Origin of the sequence: Streptomyces sp. NPDC026673 (genome assembly GCF_040638135.1) — a bacterium.
Classification (GTDB): Bacteria; Actinomycetota; Actinomycetes; order Streptomycetales; family Streptomycetaceae; genus Actinacidiphila.
This window is the reverse complement of the sequence record NZ_JBEZXR010000010.1, coordinates 35,303-52,011: the sequence shown is the minus strand read 5'-3', so window position 1 is coordinate 52,011 and position 16,709 is coordinate 35,303. Positions and strand designations below refer to the sequence as shown.

General features: G+C 70.8%; 15 protein-coding genes. 10 read left to right on the top strand and 5 right to left on the bottom strand.

Annotation, left to right across the window (positions count from 1 at the left end; translation table 11 throughout):
• Window positions 1-19: 19 nt before the first annotated feature.
• Window positions 20-667: a PepSY domain-containing protein gene (locus tag AB0F62_RS10720; protein ID WP_361795132.1), complete on the bottom strand. Its 648-nt coding sequence runs from the start codon at window positions 665-667 to the stop codon at window positions 20-22.
• Window positions 668-780: 113 nt separating this feature from the next.
• On the opposite strand from AB0F62_RS10720, the gene AB0F62_RS10715 reads away from it, so the two are divergent.
• The 4 genes from AB0F62_RS10715 (at window position 781) to AB0F62_RS10700 (ending at window position 4,426) form a co-directional block, all read left to right on the top strand.
• Window positions 781-1,440 (top strand): response regulator transcription factor, encoded by a 660-nt coding sequence (locus AB0F62_RS10715; RefSeq protein WP_361795129.1) that lies wholly within the window; start codon window positions 781-783, stop codon window positions 1,438-1,440.
• A complete protein-coding gene (locus tag AB0F62_RS10710) occupies window positions 1,437-2,804 on the top strand; it encodes a HAMP domain-containing sensor histidine kinase (protein WP_361795126.1) in 1,368 nt (455 codons plus the stop codon). The genes AB0F62_RS10715 and AB0F62_RS10710 overlap by 4 nt, the downstream gene beginning before the upstream one ends.
• Before the next feature lie 123 nt (window positions 2,805-2,927).
• Window positions 2,928-3,812, top strand: coding sequence for an SAM-dependent methyltransferase (locus AB0F62_RS10705; protein WP_361795123.1), 885 nt, complete (start codon window positions 2,928-2,930; stop codon window positions 3,810-3,812).
• The gene (locus AB0F62_RS10700) at window positions 3,812-4,426 is read left to right on the top strand and encodes a TetR/AcrR family transcriptional regulator (protein WP_361795120.1); all 615 of its coding nucleotides are present in this window, start codon (window positions 3,812-3,814) and stop codon (window positions 4,424-4,426) included. Before AB0F62_RS10705 ends, AB0F62_RS10700 begins: the two co-directional genes overlap by 1 nt.
• 110 nt (window positions 4,427-4,536) lie before the next feature.
• Here AB0F62_RS10700 and AB0F62_RS10695 read toward each other — a convergent pair whose 3' ends face one another.
• On the bottom strand, window positions 4,537-5,730 hold the full coding sequence (locus AB0F62_RS10695) for an ROK family transcriptional regulator (protein WP_361795117.1): 1,194 nt from the start codon (window positions 5,728-5,730) through the stop codon (window positions 4,537-4,539).
• 264 nt (window positions 5,731-5,994) lie between these two features.
• On the opposite strand from AB0F62_RS10695, the gene mmsA reads away from it, so the two are divergent.
• The 3 genes from mmsA to AB0F62_RS10680 all read left to right on the top strand — a co-directional run bounded on the left by mmsA (window position 5,995) and on the right by AB0F62_RS10680 (window position 10,033).
• Window positions 5,995-7,542, top strand: a complete 1,548-nt coding sequence (gene mmsA / locus AB0F62_RS10690) for a multiple monosaccharide ABC transporter ATP-binding protein (RefSeq protein WP_361795114.1) — start codon at window positions 5,995-5,997, stop codon at window positions 7,540-7,542.
• Window positions 7,539-8,837 (top strand): multiple monosaccharide ABC transporter permease, encoded by a 1,299-nt coding sequence (mmsB, locus tag AB0F62_RS10685; protein WP_361795111.1) that lies wholly within the window; start codon window positions 7,539-7,541, stop codon window positions 8,835-8,837. Before mmsA ends, mmsB begins: the two co-directional genes overlap by 4 nt.
• An 80-nt stretch (window positions 8,838-8,917) precedes the next feature.
• Window positions 8,918-10,033 (top strand): sugar-binding protein, encoded by a 1,116-nt coding sequence (locus tag AB0F62_RS10680; RefSeq protein WP_361795108.1) that lies wholly within the window; start codon window positions 8,918-8,920, stop codon window positions 10,031-10,033.
• A 160-nt stretch (window positions 10,034-10,193) separates the two neighbouring features.
• Here AB0F62_RS10680 and AB0F62_RS10675 read toward each other — a convergent pair whose 3' ends face one another.
• Together AB0F62_RS10675 and AB0F62_RS10670 are read right to left on the bottom strand one after the other, a co-directional pair.
• The gene (locus tag AB0F62_RS10675) at window positions 10,194-10,535 is read right to left on the bottom strand and encodes a metalloregulator ArsR/SmtB family transcription factor (RefSeq protein WP_361795105.1); all 342 of its coding nucleotides are present in this window, start codon (window positions 10,533-10,535) and stop codon (window positions 10,194-10,196) included.
• Between the two features lie 204 nt (window positions 10,536-10,739).
• The gene (locus AB0F62_RS10670; RefSeq protein WP_361795102.1) at window positions 10,740-11,459 is read right to left on the bottom strand and encodes an SDR family oxidoreductase; all 720 of its coding nucleotides are present in this window, start codon (window positions 11,457-11,459) and stop codon (window positions 10,740-10,742) included.
• A gap of 613 nt (window positions 11,460-12,072) precedes the next feature.
• Here AB0F62_RS10670 and AB0F62_RS10665 point away from each other — a divergent pair.
• The 3 genes from AB0F62_RS10665 (at window position 12,073) to AB0F62_RS10655 (ending at window position 15,799) form a co-directional block, all read left to right on the top strand.
• Entirely contained in the window at window positions 12,073-12,546 is a 474-nt protein-coding gene (locus AB0F62_RS10665; RefSeq protein WP_361795099.1) for a VOC family protein, read from the top strand.
• 179 nt (window positions 12,547-12,725) lie between these two features.
• Window positions 12,726-14,156, top strand: coding sequence for an NAD(P)/FAD-dependent oxidoreductase (locus AB0F62_RS10660; RefSeq protein ID WP_361795096.1), 1,431 nt, complete (start codon window positions 12,726-12,728; stop codon window positions 14,154-14,156).
• Window positions 14,157-14,443: 287 nt separating this feature from the next.
• The gene (locus tag AB0F62_RS10655; protein WP_361795093.1) at window positions 14,444-15,799 is read left to right on the top strand and encodes a mycothione reductase; all 1,356 of its coding nucleotides are present in this window, start codon (window positions 14,444-14,446) and stop codon (window positions 15,797-15,799) included.
• Window positions 15,800-15,908: 109 nt separating this feature from the next.
• Here AB0F62_RS10655 and AB0F62_RS10650 read toward each other — a convergent pair whose 3' ends face one another.
• On the bottom strand, window positions 15,909-16,382 hold the full coding sequence (locus AB0F62_RS10650; RefSeq protein WP_361795090.1) for a MarR family transcriptional regulator: 474 nt from the start codon (window positions 16,380-16,382) through the stop codon (window positions 15,909-15,911).
• Window positions 16,383-16,709: the final 327 nt, after the last annotated feature.

Here is a 16,709-nt window from a genome sequence, read left to right as displayed (position 1 = left end):
GCACACGCCGGGGCGGGTGTCAGGTCGTGTCGCCGCTGACAGGGTCGACATGGACCTCGTGGGTGGTGCCCTTGCCGGACCGGACGTCGACTTCCCAGGTGCGCGAGTCGTCGTCGAGGGAGACGGAGGTGACGGTGCCGCCGGGCCGGGCGGAGGAGGCCGCCTCGGCCGCGTCCAGCAGGTCTGTCTTCGAGCCGCGCAGGGCGCCGCGCGCCTCGGCGGCGTCCTGCCGGTCCTGCTCCTGGTGGGTGGAGACGACCTTGCCGTCGGCGGCGTCGATCGTCACTTCGTGCCAGGTGCCGTCCTCGGCCAGGATCTCGACTTCCCAGTCCGTGCCTCCGCGGTCGTCGTCCAGTTCGGCCGACACGGCCGTGCCGGGGGCCTCGGCACGTGCCGAGGCGACCGCGTCGGCGAGGCTCACGGTGCGGGTGCCGGCCGCCCGGTCCGTGCCGCCGCTGACGCGGTCGTCGTCCCGGGTGTCGTCCCCGTCGGTCTCGGTGTCGGTGTCGGCGGTGTCGGTGTCGGGGGTGTCGTCGTCGCGGGTGTCCGCGGACACGGCGGCCGGTCGCTGCCGGTCGTCGTCGGCGAACGCCGCGGCGGCCACGCCACCGGTTCCGGCCAGGACGGCGACGGCGGCCGCGGCGGCGATCAGGGTCTTGCGCCTCATGACGGTGTGTCCTTCCGTGGGTGATCGGGTGACACCACCGTCGCGCGGGGTACCTGAAGCCACGCTGAAGGATCCTGAAGAAATCCTCAGGATCGTTTTGGCACGCTGTACGCATGCGCCTGCTGATCGTGGAGGACGAGCACCGACTCGCCGCGTCCCTGGCCAAGGGCCTGACCGCCGAGGGTTTCGCCGTCGACGTGGTCCACGACGGCGCCGAAGGGCTGCACCAGGCCACCCACCAGGCCTACGACCTGATCGTGCTGGACATCATGCTGCCCGGCATGAACGGCTACCGCGTCTGCGCCGCCCTGCGGGCCGCGGGCGACGACACCCCGATCCTGATGCTCACCGCCAAGGACGGCGTGTACGACGAGGCGGAGGGCCTGGACACCGGTGCCGACGACTACCTGACGAAGCCCTTCTCCTACGTCGTGCTCCTGGCCCGCGTCCGCGCGCTGCTGCGGCGCCGTTCGCACGGGGGATCACCGGTCGTCACCATCGGCGGCCTCACGGTCGAGCCCGGCCGCCGCAGGGTCACCCGCGACGGGGCCGAGATCCCGCTCACCGCCCGCGAGTTCGCGGTGCTGGAACATCTGGTGCTCAACGCGGGGGAAGTGGTCACCAAGGCCGACATCATCGAGCACGTGTGGGACTTCGCGTACAGCGGCGACCCGAACATCGTCGAGGTCTACGTCAGCGCGCTGCGCCGCAAGCTCGGAGCGGCCACGATCCGCACCGTCCGGGGCGCCGGATACGTGATGGAGAGCGGATGAGGTCCGTACGCGCCCGCACCGCCCTGTCCGCCACCGCGGTGGTGGGCGTCGCCCTGGTCCTGGCGGGCCTCGGTCTGGTCCTCGCGCTGCGGGCCAATCTCACCGGGCAGGCGGAGCTGCGGGCCGAGATCGCCGCGCGCGAGGTCACCGGCCAGATCGCCGCGGGCACCCCCTACGACCGGCTCGACCTGCCGGACGGCGACGAGTACCCGGTACAGGTCACCGACGCCCGCGGCGGCCGCCTCGCCGTCGGAGAGGACGTCCAGCGCATCACCGGGGCGCCCGTGCCGGACATCGACGACGACCGCGACGGCGACGGCGACGCCGAGACCGACACCGAGATCGAGGCCGCGTACGGATCCGGAACCGCGACCGTGGACGGCAAGCAGGCGCCGTACCGCTTCGCGGCCCTCTCGGGGGAACGCGGCGGCGAGCGCTACACCGTCACCGCGGGTGCCTCGCTCTCCGCCGAGCAGGACGCCGTCCGCACGGCGGTCGTCTTCCTGCTGTCCGGCCTGCCCGTCATGCTCGCCGTGGTCTGGACGGTGACCTGGTTCTCGGCGCGGAGCGCGCTGCGCCCGGTCGACGCCATCCGTGCCGAGATGGAGGCCATCACCTCCAGCACCGACCTGTCCCGCAGGGTGCCGGAGCCCCAGGCCCGTGACGAGGTCGCCCGGCTCGCCCGCGCGACCAACGAGACGCTCGCGGCGCTGGAGGCGTCCGTCGAACGCCAGCGCCGCTTCGTCGCCGACGCGTCGCACGAACTGCGCAGCCCGATCGCGGCCCTGCGCACGGAACTGGAGGTGGCGGCCGCCCACCCGGCCCTGCTCGACCTGGACGGCGCCGTGCACGACGTCGCCAGACTCCAGACGCTGGCCGCCGATCTCCTGCTGCTCGCCCGCTTCGACGCCGGGGAGGAGACGCCCGTGGAGCCGGTCGCGCTCGACGAACTGGCACGGGAGCAGACCGCCCTGCGCTCCGGCGGTGTGCCGGTGTCCGTCGAGACCGCCGACGCCGTGATGGTCGGCGGCGACCGGGGGCAGTTGTCGCGCGTGCTGGACAACCTCCTGGACAACGCCCAGCGCCACGCCGCCGGTTCGGTGGCGGTCCGCGTCGGCCGCGACGGCCGGTGGGCGGTGCTGGAGGTGGCCGACGACGGCCGGGGCATCCCGGCCGCGGACCGCGAACGGGTCTTCGACCGCTTCGTCCGGCTGGACGAGGCCCGGACCCGCGACTCCGGCGGTGCCGGACTCGGACTGGCCATCGTCCGCGACATCGTCCGCCGCCACGGCGGCGAGGCGGAGGCCGGCGAAGCCCGTGGGGGAGGAGCCCTGCTGCGCGTCAGACTTCCCCTGCGTCCGTGACCCGTGGGGGAGCGGGCGCCGGAGCACCTCGGGACACCGGCCCGGGGCACGGCCCCCACCGCCGTCGGGGGGTGAGACACCCCCGGCTAAAAAAATGGACATGCGTTCATTATTGTGGGGCGCATGCAGAACACACCCAGCCGCACCGCGCAGCACGTCGCGCTCTTCCGGGCACTGGAGTCGGTGCGCCGGGGGCCGCGCCTGTTCGTCGACCCCTATGCCGTCTCGTGCCTCGGTCCGGGATTCCGCCTGGGTGTCGCGATCGCCCGGTTCCCGGGCGCCGCGCGGTTCCTCGAACGGCGGATCGACCGGCACTGGCCCGCCGGCCCCCGCGCCTCGGCCGTGGTGCGCACCCGGCTGATCGACGACCTGGTCGAGGAGGCCCTCGCGCGGGGCGCCCGGCAACTGGTTCTCCTGGGCGCGGGCTACGACAGCCGGGCCTTCCGTCTCGACGGGGCCAGGACCGCCGTGGTCTTCGAGGTCGACCACCCGGCCACCCAGGCGGTCAAGCGCGAACTGGCCGGGGCCTGGGCCGCCCGGGCGGGCCGGGCGGACGACACCGTCCGGTTTGTTCCCGTGGACCTGATGCGTCAGGACCTCGGCGAAGTCCTGTGCGAGGCCGGCCTCGGCGGGGATCGCGCGGTGGTGGTCTGGGAGGGGGTGACGAACTACCTCGACGCCCCGTCGGTGCACACCACGCTCACGGCGCTCGCCGCCACGCTGGCGCCCGGCAGCCGGATCGTCTTCACGTACATGGACCGGCGGGCCCTCGACGGCAGCGGTGACTTCGACGGCGTCGCCGCCTGGGCGGACACGGTGCGCGCGGCCGGTGAGCCGTTCACCTTCGGATTCCTCCCCGACGAGCTCCCGGGCTACCTGGCCGAGCGCGGACTGACCCTCACCCTGGACCGGTCGGCCCGGGAGGCGGCGGCTCGCTACCTCGAGCCGCTGGGGCGGCACGAGCCCGCCGCGCCCTTCTACCGGATCGCCCAGGCGGAGGTGAAGTGATGCCCAAGGTCAGTGAGGAGCACCTGCGGGCACGCCGTGCGCAGATCCTCGACGCGGCCGCCCGCTGCTTCGCCCGGGCGGGCTTCCACCGCACCACCATCCAGGACATCGCCGCCGAATCCGGGTTCAGCGCCGGGCTGATCTACCGTTACTTCGCCGACAAGGACGACATGATCGTCGCCATCGCGGGCCGGTGGCACGAGAGCCAGGCCCGCCGGCTGCATCTGGACGGCCCCGGCGACCCCGGTGACCGCGGCGCGGACGCCTTCCGCCGCGTGGTGGCGGGATACCTGGACCTCCTGCGCTCGCTCGCCGCCCCCGACGAGGGCCGACGCGTCCAACTCGGCGTCCAGATCTGGGCCGAGGCCCTGCGGGCTCCCCAGGTGCACGAGGTGGCGCGTCAGGGCGTGGACCTTCCCCGCGGCGTCATCGCCGAGCTCGTCCGGGCGGCCCAGGAACGCGGCGAGCTCCCCGCCGGATGGCCCGCCGACGGCCTGGCCCGCGTGTTCATCGCGATCTACCAGGGGCTGGCGCTGCAGACCGCCTGGGAACCCGAACTCGACAACGCCGCCTTCGTTGAGACGGTCCAGGGCCTCCTGGACACGCTGAACTGAGAGGCCGCGCGGACAGGCGGGCCGGGCGGCACCGGGTGGGAGCGGTTCGTGCGCGGCCGCCGTCCGAACGGGGGCGGCCGCGGCGGCCTTCGGCGTCTCCGCCGTCGAGGTCAGTTCGACAGAAGCATCGCCGACAGCTGCGGTGAGTACGTCGAGTGCAGGACCAGCGCGGCACTGCCCACGACCGCGGCGTCCGTGCCGAGCGGGGAGGCGGCGACCTGCACGACGCGGATGGGGCGGGCCAACGGTCTGGCGGCCAGTGCGGAGGCGACGGCGTCGACGTACCGCGATTCCACGTGCTGGATGCCGTGACCCCCGAGAATGATGAGGTCCACGTCGATGAAGTTGGCGATGGTCACCGCGACCGTGGCGACGTGCTGCGCGGCCTGGTCGATCACCGCCGTCGCGACGGGGTCGCCCGCGCCCGCCGCGAGCTGGATGGCGGCGTGGTCGACGGCGGCGGGATCGCGGTCGAACGCTTCGGAGAGCACACTGCCGCCGGGCTTGTCGGTGAGCCTGCGGTGGGTCTCGGCGACGATCGCGGACGGGTTGACCAGCGTCTCCAGGCAGCCGCGGTTGCCGCAGTAGCATTCGGGCCCGTCGGACAGCACGGTGGAGTGGCCGAACTCTCCCGCGTTGAGCGAACCACCCCGGTAGACCTGGTGGTTGAGGACGAGTCCGCCGCCGATGCCGGTACCGAAGAACAGGTAGGCGAAGTTGGCGACGCCCCGGCCCGCGCCGGACCAGCGCTCGCCGACCGCGGCGGCCGTGGCGTCGTTGTCGAGCGTCACCGGCAGGCCGGTGACGTCACCGAGCATCTGCTGCAGGGGCACCCGCGTCCAGTGCGCGAGCTGCGGGGGCGCGACGATCATGCCGAGCTGCTGGTCGATCGGTCCGGGAGTGACCAGGCCCAGCCCCAGGACGTTGTCGGGCGGCACCTCCGCCTCGGCGAGTACTTCGGCGACCAGTTCGGCCATGGCCGCCACCACGTGCGTCGGATCGGTGCCGGCGGGAGTGGGGCGCCGCTTGACCACCAGCGGTCGCCCGAGCAGGTCGACGACGGAGCAGGTGAGTTCGACCGGGTCGAAGACGAGCCCGACCGCGCTGCCCGCGTCCGCGTTGACCCGCAGCGTGGTGCGCGGTTTGCCGCCGCCGGCGCCGCGGCTGGCACCGTCCTCCCGCACGATCCCCTCGTCCAGCAAACGGCGCACGATGCCCGAGACCGTCTGCGGGGTCAGCCCCGTCTTCTGGGCGATCTCAACCCGGCTGATCCCGTCCGCGAGTTGGATCTGGTCCAGGACCACCGCTCGGTTGTACCGCCCTACTTTGGGGAGGTTGGTTCCTGCTTGCCGCACATGAGTTCCTCTCTGCCTCAATGACGATACCGCCCAGGGGCGTTGACTTAGTAAAACAAATGGATTTAAAGTCCGGTGCCGCAGCCGTAACAGGCCGGACATGGAGGCACGGCGCAGTGTCATCGGAGGCAAGTTGATGTCCACGAAATGTCGCATCCCCGGAGAGGCGGACCCGCGTGATCGTCGCGGCGTCCGCAGCGTGGAGCTCCGCGCATGAGCCGCGTTGCGATGCTCCTGGAGATGCGGTCCATCACCAAGACGTTCCCGGGCGTGAAGGCGCTGGCCGACGTCAACCTGGTGGTGAGGGAGGGCGAGATCCACGCGATCTGCGGCGAGAACGGCGCAGGCAAGTCGACCCTCATGAAGGTGCTGAGCGGGGTGCACCCGCACGGGAGCTACACGGGCGAGATCGTCTACCGGGGCGAGGCCGTCCGGTTCCACGACATCCGGGCCAGTGAGGCGGCCGGTATCGTCATCATCCACCAGGAACTGGCGCTGGTCCCGGGGATGTCGATCACCGAGAACATCTTCCTCGGCAACGAGCCGCGCAAACGCGGCTCGATCGACTGGAAGGTCGCCCAGCACCGCGCACTGGAGCTGATGGAACAGGTCGGGCTCAAGGAGGACCCGGACACGCTGGTCAAGGACATCGGCGTCGGCAAGCAGCAACTCGTCGAGATCGCCAAGGCCTTCGCCAAGGACGTGAAGCTGCTCATCCTCGACGAGCCGACCGCGGCCCTGAACGAGACCGATTCCCAGCACCTGCTCGACCTGTTGCGCGGCTTCCGGGACCGCGGCATCACCTCGATCATGATCTCCCACAAGCTGAACGAGATCGAGGCGGTCGCCGACACCATCACCATCCTGCGCGACGGCCGGACGATCGAGAGCCTCGACGTCAGGGCCGACGGGGTGAACGAGGACCGCATCGTGCGCGGCATGGTCGGCCGCGAGCTCGACAGCCGGTTCCCCGACCACACGCCCGACATCGGCGAGGTGTTCTTCGAGGTCCGCGACTGGACCGTGCGGCACCCGGCCTCCGACGAACGCCTGGTGTGCAAGGGTTCCACCTTCACGGTCCGGCGCGGCGAGATCGTCGGCTTCGCCGGCCTCATGGGCGCCGGTCGCACCGAACTCGCGATGAGCCTGTTCGGCCGCTCCTACGGCACCTTCCTGTCCGGCCACGTCATCAAGGACGGCAAGGAGATCCAGCTGAAGTCGGTGGCGGACGCGATCGGCCACGGTCTCGCGTACGTCAGCGAGGACCGCAAGTCGATCGGGCTCAACCTGCTCGACGACATCAAGACCTCGATGGTGGCCGCCAAGCTCTCGAAGATCTCCCGCCGCCGGGTCGTCGACCCGGTGCGCGAGCACCGGATCGCCGAGGAGTACCGGCAGAGCCTCAGGATCAAGACTCCCAGCGTCGACGAAGGGGTGGTGAAGCTCTCCGGAGGCAACCAGCAGAAGGTGGTCCTGGCCAAGTGGATGTTCACCGATCCCGACCTGCTGATCCTCGACGAGCCCACGCGCGGCATCGACGTGGGCGCCAAGTACGAGATCTACGGGATCATCCAGCGGCTGGTCGACCAGGGCAAGGGCGTCATCGTCATCTCCTCGGAGCTGCCCGAGCTCATCGGACTGTGCGACCGCATCTACACGGTGTTCGAGGGCGCCATCACCGGTGAGGTGACGCGCCGCGACGCGAACCCGGAACTCCTCATGAAACAGATGACCTCTATGAAGAAGACACCGAGCCCATGAGCCGCATCACAGACCTGCAGAAGAACCTCTTCGGAGGCTCGACCTCCAACGCCCGCCAGTTCGGGATGATCGCCACGCTGGTCGCGATCGTCCTGCTGTTCCAGATCTGGACGGGAGGCCTGACGCTGACCTCCGGCAATCTGATCGCCGTGGTCAGCCAGTACTCCTACATCCTGATCCTGGCCATCGGCATGCTGATGGTGATCGTCGCCGGGCACATCGACCTCTCGGTCGGCTCGGTGGCGGCCTTCACCGGCATCGTGGTCGCCAAGGTGATGCAGGAGCACTCCCTCCCGTGGCCCCTGGGCATCCTCCTCGGCCTGCTCGTCGGCGCGGCCATCGGTGCGTGGCAGGGCTTCTGGGTCGCCTACGTGGGAGTGCCCGCCTTCATCGTCACCCTGGCCGGAATGCTCCTGTTCCGCGGCGGCAACCAGTACATCGGCAACGCCGACACCGTGCCGGTCCCCACCGGATTCCGCGACATCGGCGCCGGCTTCCTGCCCGAAGTGGGCCCGGACACCGGCTACAACAACCTGACGCTGCTGCTCGGCCTGGTCGCCTGCGCGGGTGTGGTGTGGCGGGAGTGGAGCGCACGGCAGACCCGGCGGGCCATGCACGCCGACGCCGCGCCGCTGTGGGTGACGGGGATACGCCTGGTCGTGATGGTCGGCATCATCGTCTTCGCGACGCTGCGCTTCGCCGGCGGCCGCGTGGGCACCAGCTTCCCCATCTCCGGCATCATCCTGATCGCCCTGGTGCTGGCGTACTCCTACTACACCCGCAACACCATCGGCGGCCGGCACATCTACGCCGTCGGAGGCAACTCGCGCGCGGCCGAACTGTCCGGCGTGAAGCTCCGGCGGGTCAACTTCCTGGTCATGATGAACATGTCCGTGCTGGCCGCCCTCGCCGGCATGATCTTCGTGGCGCGGTCCGCGGCATCCGGCCCGCAGGACGGTCTGAGCTGGGAACTGGACGCCATCGCGGCCGTGTTCATCGGCGGCGCGGCGGTCTCCGGCGGTCTCGGGACCATCAGCGGCTCCATCGTCGGCGGCCTCGTCATGGCGCTGCTCAACAACGGCCTCCAGCTGGAGGGCGTGGGCTCGGACATGGTCCAGATCATCAAGGGCCTGGTCCTCCTCCTCGCCGTCGCGTTCGACGTCTACAGCAAGAGCCAGGGGCGTTTCTCGATCATCGGCACCCTGATGCGCCCGTTCCGCCCCGACGAGCCGGCCGCACCGGTCGATCCGCCGAACCCCGCCACCGATTCCGACAAGGCTCCGGTCGCAGGCTGACCGACCGGCAGAAACCCAGGGTGCCGCATCCGCGCGGTGCTCAACTCACCCCGCAACACCAGGAAAGGGCTCATCCCACCATGCGCAGAACCATCACCAGAGGCATCGCCGTCGTCGGCGCCGCCGCACTGCTCGCCCTGGGCACCGCGTGCTCCAACGAACGCGAGGGCTCGACCGGCAAGGACACCGACGCGTCCGCCAAGGGCGGCTTCGCCCAGGACTCGCTCATCGGTGTCGCGCTGCCCGCGAAGACCTCGGAGAACTGGGTGCTCGCCGGCGACCTGTTCACCAACGGCCTGAAGGACGCCGGGTTCAAGGCCGACGTGCAGTACGCGGGCGCCTCGACCACCGTCGCGGACCAGCAGGCGCAGATCTCCTCCATGGTCACCAAGGGCGCGAAGGTCATCGTCATCGGCGCGACCGACGCCGCGCAGCTGTCCACCCAGGTCGCGCAGGCCAAGCAGGCCGGCGCCACGGTCATCGCCTACGACCGGCTCATCACCAACACGAAGGACGTCGACTACTACATCGCGTTCGACAACTTCAAGGTCGGCCAGCTGCAGGGCCAGGCGCTGCTGGACGGCATGAAGGCGAAGAAGGCCAAGGGTCCCTACACGATCGAGCTGTTCTCCGGTTCGCCGGACGACAACAACTCGAAGGTCTTCTTCGACGGAGCGATGGAGGTGCTGAAGCCCGCCATCGACAAGGGCGACATCGTTGTCGGCTCGGGTCAGACCGACATCAAGCAGACCGCGACCCAGGGCTGGAAGGCGGAGAACGCCCAGAGCCGCATGGACTCGCTGCTGAACTCCACCTACCACGGCAAGAAGACGCTGGACGGCGTGCTGTCCCCGAACGACACCCTCGCCCGGGCGATCATCACCTCGGTGAAGGGCGCCGGCAAGCCGGTCCCGGTCGTCACCGGTCAGGACTCCGAGGTCGAGTCGGTGAAGTCGATCATGGCGGGTGAGCAGTACTCCACCATCAACAAGGACACCCGCAAGCTCGTCGCCGAGACCATCACGATGGTCCAGTCCCTGCAGAAGGGCGGCAAGCCGACGATCAACGACACCAAGTCGTACAACAACGGCACCAAGGTCGTGCCCTCGTACCTCCTGCCGCCGGTCATCGTGACCAAGGAGAACGCGGCCGAGGCCTACGCCAACGACCCGAAGCTGTCGCCGCTCACGAAGTAGGGCCGCCTGCCCGCGCAGCGGACCGCGACCACTGCCGTCGGAAGCCCCGGACCCCGTCCGGTGCTCCGGCGGCAGCCGCGTATACGGCGACCGGGGCCGCCGGCCGGGGTGTGTCACTGCTCGCGGGTCCTGAGGGGGCTTCCCCGCTTCGGGCCTGGAATCAGGCCTCGACCTCGGTGACGTGGTCGCCCACGTCCTCGGTGTCGGCCGCCGACAGCAGGGCGCCGGTCAGCCCGGGAAAGCGGTCGTCCAGCGCCTCCCGCCGCAGCGTGACGTAGCAGCGCGTGCCCTCCTGGCGGGTGCGGGTGATACCGGCCTCGCGCAGGATCTTGAGGTGATGGCTGAGGGTGGACTTGGCCACGGGCGCTCGCAGTTGGCCCCAGCCGCGTTCCCTGCCGTCGGCCAGGACGCGCACGATCCCCATCCGTGTGGGGTCGCTCAACGCGGCGAGGACGCGGGGCAGGCTGATCTCCCCGGGGTCGGGAGAGTGCTGGTCGGCCATAGGGTCAGGGTATCCCATAGTTCGACCGGCGTCGAACCATCGATGGGGCCTGCGGCGGCCCGGCCGGCAGGCGCCCCGGGGCTCCCTGGGGCTCCCTGGGGCGGCCGTGTGTGATCGGACCGTGCCGGGGCTGTGGCCCTCCGCCGCGGCGACACGTTCGGCCGCCGGGCCGCGGGCGGGGTGACCAGGCCCGTGGCTCCGGGCTCAGATCAGCGCCGGCCGTCCGGCCAGTTGCGGATACAGCGCCTCCGGGCCCTCGGCCAGGGCTGCCTGGACCTGTTTGCTGAGGTCGTCGGCGAGTACCTCGTCCCGTCCGGCCTCGAGGCCTTCGAGGGTCGCCCGGGCCACCTCGGCGGGATCGGACTTCGGGCCGGCCACCTGCGCGGCCAGTTCCGTCGCGAGATAGCTGACGTGCAGAGCCATGACCTGTGTGTGCTGTTCCGCCAGCGCCACGCGCAGGGAGTTGGTCACCGACCACTCGGCGGCCTTGGCCGCGGCGTATCCGGCGCTGCGCGTGATCGAGATCCAGGACAGCACGGACAGGACGTTGACGATCGCGCCGCCGCCGTTGCGCCCCAGGACGGGAGCGAAGGCCCTGCTCATGGAGAGGGTGCCGAGTACATGCGTCTCGAACTCCAGCCGGAACGCGTCCAGGTCGGCGGTGAGCACGTCGGCCCGGGTCGTCAGCCCGGCGTTGTTGACGAGGAGCGTCACGTCCTGGGCCTGGTCGGCCGCCGCGCGTACCGATTCGGGGTCGGTGATGTCGACCGCGACCGGGATCGCCCCGGGCACGCCGACCTTGCCGGGGTCGCGTGATCCGGCGTAGACCTTGGCGGCTCCGGCGTCGAAGAGCGCCAGCGCGAACTGCTCGCCGAGCCCGCGGTTCGCTCCGGTGACGAATGCGACAGAGCCTTGGAGCTTCATGGCAGCACCTTCCCGGCGATGGCGTGCGGGCCGGGGACGGCGGCCGCTGAAGTGCAGGTCAGCGCGGCGCCCGACCCGCCTCCAACGTATAGCGCGGGGGTTGCCGTCACCACCGGAGCCCTGTCCGGGCGCCGATCCGGCCGGGGAGGTGGATCGCCGCGCGGTGCGGGCGTCCTGCGAACGGGGTCGCCGCACGTATGGGGGAGCCGGCCGGTGCCGCGGTCCCCGCGAGCGGGGTGATGATCGTGCGGCAACGTCCCCGCCCGGAAGCCCGCTTGACCGCCGGACGACCCGGGCGGTCCACTCGCGCGGGACCGGGAAGCCGGATCGCCGAAGGTGTCCGACGTGTACCCGAATGCGCGTACGGGTGCGCCGAACCCGGAAGATACCTTTGCCACATTTTACGCGTCCGAGTTTTACTTGCGTCAAAGGTAATCGCGACGTAGGTTTCCTGTGCGGGTCGAACCGGCAGGGACCGGCCGCCCCGCGCGGCCCGATCTCGCCCCCGCTGCGGGGCCCGGGCGCGTGAGCCGCTCAGCCGGCCATGACAACCGTCGAACCGGTGACGCACCGGGTGCGACCTTCACCGACACCGAGGAACAAGGACATCCCCATGGATCTGAAGCTCGAAATGATCGTGCTGCCCGTCTCCGACATCGACCGGGCCAAGGACTTCTACGACAGGCTCGGCTTCCGCCTGGACGTCGACTACACGGCCAGCGACGACTTCCGGGTGGTGCACTTCACCCCGCCCGGCTCCGAGTGCTCGATCATCTTCGGCGAGGGGATGACCCCCATCGCCCCGGGCTCGTTCCAGGGCCTGTACCTGATCGTGTCCGACATCGACGAGGCCCGCGCGGACCTCGTGGGCCGCGGCATCGACGTCAGCGAGATCTTCCACGACGAGGGCGGCCTGCTCCACCACGGGCACCAGGGCGGCGGGTGCGTCCACGAGGGCGAAGGGCAGCAGCGCAAGGCCGGCCTGCACCCCGAGCGCGCCTCCTACGGCTCCTACCTCACCTTCAGCGACCCCGACGGCAACGGCTGGGTCCTCCAGGAGGTCAGCCAGCGCCTCCCCGGCCGCTGAGCCGGCACCACACCGCTCACCGGGGGCCGGTCGGCCCCCGGCTACGGCGCCCGGCCCTGCGGTGAGGCGGGCCCTCCTGCGCCCTCTCGCCCGAAAAGCCGCACCAACCACCACCTGCCGCCCCCTTCCGCCGGCACATGCCCGGCCGAGTCACTGAAACAGCGATGAACGGAGCAAAGATGAACGAGACCTCCCGTACCTACGACGTGATCGTCATCGGCGCGGGGCCGGTCGGCGAGAACGTTGCCGAACGCGCTCGCGCCGCAGGGCTGAGCACGGTGATCGTGGAGCGCGAACTGATCGGCGGGGAGTGCTCGTTCTGGGCCTGCGACCCGAGCAAGGCGCTGCTGCGGCCGGTGGTGGCGCGGGCGGACGCGTTGCGCGTTCCCGGGTTGCGTGAGGCGGTGACCGGGCCGCTGGACGCCGCCGCCGTGCTGGCGCACCGCGACGAGATGGCCTCGTACTGGAAGGACGAGAACCAGGTCGACTGGCTGGACTCGGTCTCCGTCGATCTGATCCGCGGCCACGGCCGTCTCACCGGCCCCAAGGAGGTGGCCGTGCAGACCCCCGACGGTGACACGATCGCCCTGACCGCGCGGCACGCGGTGGCCGTGTCCACCGGCACCCGCGCGGCGCTGCCCCCCATTCCCGGTCTCGAGGGCGTACGTCCCTGGACGAGCCGTGAGGCGACCAGCGCCGACCAGGTGCCCGGGCGCCTGGCCATCGTCGGCGGCGGTGTGGTGGCCGTCGAGATGGCCACCGCCTGGCAGGCCCTCGGCTCCGAGGTGACCATGCTGGTCCTCGAGAACGGGCTGCTGCAGCGCATGGAGCCGTTCGCCGGCGAGCTGGTGGTCGACGGGCTGCGGGACGCGGGTGTCGACATCCGGTTCAACACCTCGGTGGCCTCCCTGGTCCGCGAGGACGGCGAGGTGCGGATCACCCTGGCCGACGGCGGACAGCTCGCGGCGGACGAGATCCTGTTCGCCACCGGCCGGGCCCCCAACACCTGGGACCTGGGTCTGGAGACGATCGGCCTGACCCCGGGCGACTGGCTGACGGTGGACGACACCTTCCGCGTGACCGACGTCGCCGACGGCTGGTTCTACGCCGTCGGCGACGTCAACCACCGGGCGCTGATGACCCACCAGGGCAAGTACCAGGCCCGCATCGCCGGAGCCGTCATCGCCGCCCGCGCAGCCGGCGAACCGGTCGACGACACCATGTGGGGCGCCCACGTCGCCACCGCCGACCACATAGCCGTCCCGCAGGTCGTCTTCACCCACCCCGAGATCGCCGCCGTCGGCATGACCACGCACGAGGCGGAGCGCAGCGGGCGCCGGATCAGTGTCGTGGACTACGACCTGGCGCACGTCGCGGGCGCGCACCAGTACGTCGAGGGCTACCAGGGCCGGGCCCGCATGCTGGTCGACGAGGACCGCGGCACCGTCGTGGGCGTCACGTTCGCCGGTCCCGGCGTCGCCGAACTGGTGCACTCGGCCACCATCGCGGTCGTCGGCGAGGTGCCGCTCGACCGGCTCTGGCACGTCGTGCCCGCCTTCCCCACGCTCGGCGAGGTCTGGCTGCGACTGCTGGAGACCCACCGAGGCTGACCGGCCGCTTCGCGACCGATGGGCGATCGGAGCCGAGAGGGACGGTCGCAGGGGGCGGGGCGGCTCGACGCGGAGCCGCCGCCGCCCCTCCGCTCGTGCCGCGCCCGCCGACGTGGGCACATGCCGGACGCTCGCGTCGGCGGACCGGATGCGGTCCGGCGCGAGGCCGGAGCTATTTGCGGACACAGAGGTGCGAGGAGAAAATTGGGGCGAAGTGTCCTCGCGGCCCCGCGGGAAGCCCTGCGTGCCGCAAGGCCAGTGTTTCGCCGGCGGAAGGCGGTCCGGACGTGCGGCACTACGATCTCGTGATCCTGGGGGCGGGCAGCGGCAACATGCTGCTGACCAAGGAATTCGCCCAGCTGCGTACGGCCATCGTGGAGCCGGACCGCTTCGGCGGCACCTGCCTGAACCGCGGGTGCATCCCGAGCAAGATGTTCGTCGTCGCGGCCGACGCGGCCGTGAGCGCGCGGTCGGCGGGCCGGCTCGGCGTCCACGCCGCCGTGGAGCGGGTCGACTGGAAGGCCATCCGGGACCGGGTGTTCGGCCGCATCGACCCGTTGCACGAGAGCGCGCTGGACTACCGCAGGGACAACGGCGTCGACGTCTACACCGAGCTGGGGCGATTCGTCGCGCCGAAGGTGCTGCAGGTGGGGGACGAGCAGATCACGGCCGACGTCTTCGTCGTCGGGGTCGGCTCGAGGCCGATGGTGCCGGACATCCCGGGGCTCGACACTGTGCCGTACCACACCTCGGACACCATCATGCGGATCGACGAAGTGCCGCGATCGATGGCCGTCATCGGCGGCGGTTACATCGCGGCCGAGTTCGGCCATGTGTTCGACGCGTTCGGCGCGGAGGTCACCGTGATCCAGCGCGGGCCCCGCCTGCTGATGGCGGAGGACGAGCAGATCTCGGCGCGCTTCACCGAACTCGCGTCGCGGCGGCACCGTGTCCTTCTCGGGGCCACCGTCACCTCCGTGGAGCGGACCGCGAGCGGCGTCGCGGTCGCGGTGACCTGCGCGGAGGGCGATCAAGTCGTCGAGGCGGAGACGCTGTTCGTGTGCGCCGGCCGCCGGCCCAACACCGACCGGATGGACGCGGCCGCGGGCGGGCTGGAACTCGACGGACACGGCCACATCGTCACCGACGACGCCTACCGCACCTCGGTGCCCGGGGTCTGGGCGCTGGGCGACGCGGCCAACCACTTCCAGCTCAAGCACATGGCCAACGCCGAATCGCGCCTGGTGCGGCACAATCTGCTCCACCCGGAGGACGTGCGCACCCTGCCCAACAGGGTCGCCCCGCACGCGGTGTTCACCAGCCCGCAGATCGCCGGTGTCGGGCTGACCGAGCAGGTGGCCCGGCGCGACGGGATCGACTACCTGGTGAGCGTGCGCGACTACGCGGACACGGCGTACGGCTGGGCGCTGGAGGACACCACCAGTTTCGTGAAGGTCCTGGCCGACCCGGCCGACCGCACCATCCTGGGCGCGCACATCATCGGTCCCCAGGCCGCGACGCTCATCCAGCCGCTCATCCAGGCGATGACGCTGGGTCAGACGGTCGATCAGGTCGGCCGGGACGTGCTGTACATCCACCCGGCGCTGACCGAAGCCGTCGAGCAGGCGCTGCTCGACCTGTAGGACCAGTCGCCGTGACGAGGCGCCCCGCGCGGTCCCGTCGTGGGGGCCCTGCCCGGACGGGCTGCGATGACGCCGCCCGCGGCGGTCCGGTCCGGCGGCGGCTGCCCTGTCAGCGGCCCGCCGCCAGGTTGGCCGTCAGCCGCTCGAGGAGCGCCTTGGCGTCCACGACCTCCTGCATCGTGAGGCCGACCGCCTCTCCCATCACGGCGGGGATGACGCGGGCGCGTTCGCGCAGTTCGGTGCCCTGCTCGGTGAGGCTGATCTGGACGGAACGCTCGTCGCTGGCCTGGCGCTCACGCCGGATGAGCCCGTGCGCCTGCAGGCGCTTCAGCAGCGGCGTCAGAGTGCCGTAGTCGAGCTGCAGGAGCGAACCCAGGCTCTTGATGGGCAGGGCGCCGTGCTGCCACAGCACCAGCATCACCAGGTACTGGGGGTAGGTCAGGTTGAACTCTTCGAGCAGTGGGCGGTAGCGATTCGTCATCGCCCGCTGGGCCGCGTAGAGGGCGAAGCACATCTGGTCCTCCAGGAGCAGGCTGACCTCGCCGCTGCCCGTCTGCCCGACGTCAGACGTGATCTCGCTCATCGCAGCTCCTCTCCCTCGCGATGGTGCTCTGTATGAGCAGCATACTCCACAATGTCCGTGGACGCGATTGTATTGCGCACGCCTAAATGGTAGGCGCGGGAGTCTGTGAGGGCGGAATTATCCCCGGACGCTTGGCGCTCGGTGCGCGGCTCGAATGAATTAGCTTTGCCACGTTTTCCACGTTCAATTTTTACTTGCACACAAGGGAAATGTCCCGTAGCTTCGACAACAAGGGTGAGCGGGGGCCGGCGGGCCCCGTGAAGAGGACCCGCGACATCGAGCCGGGTCGGCGACCCCAAGGCCCCGGAGACCGCCGCAGTTCCCCGC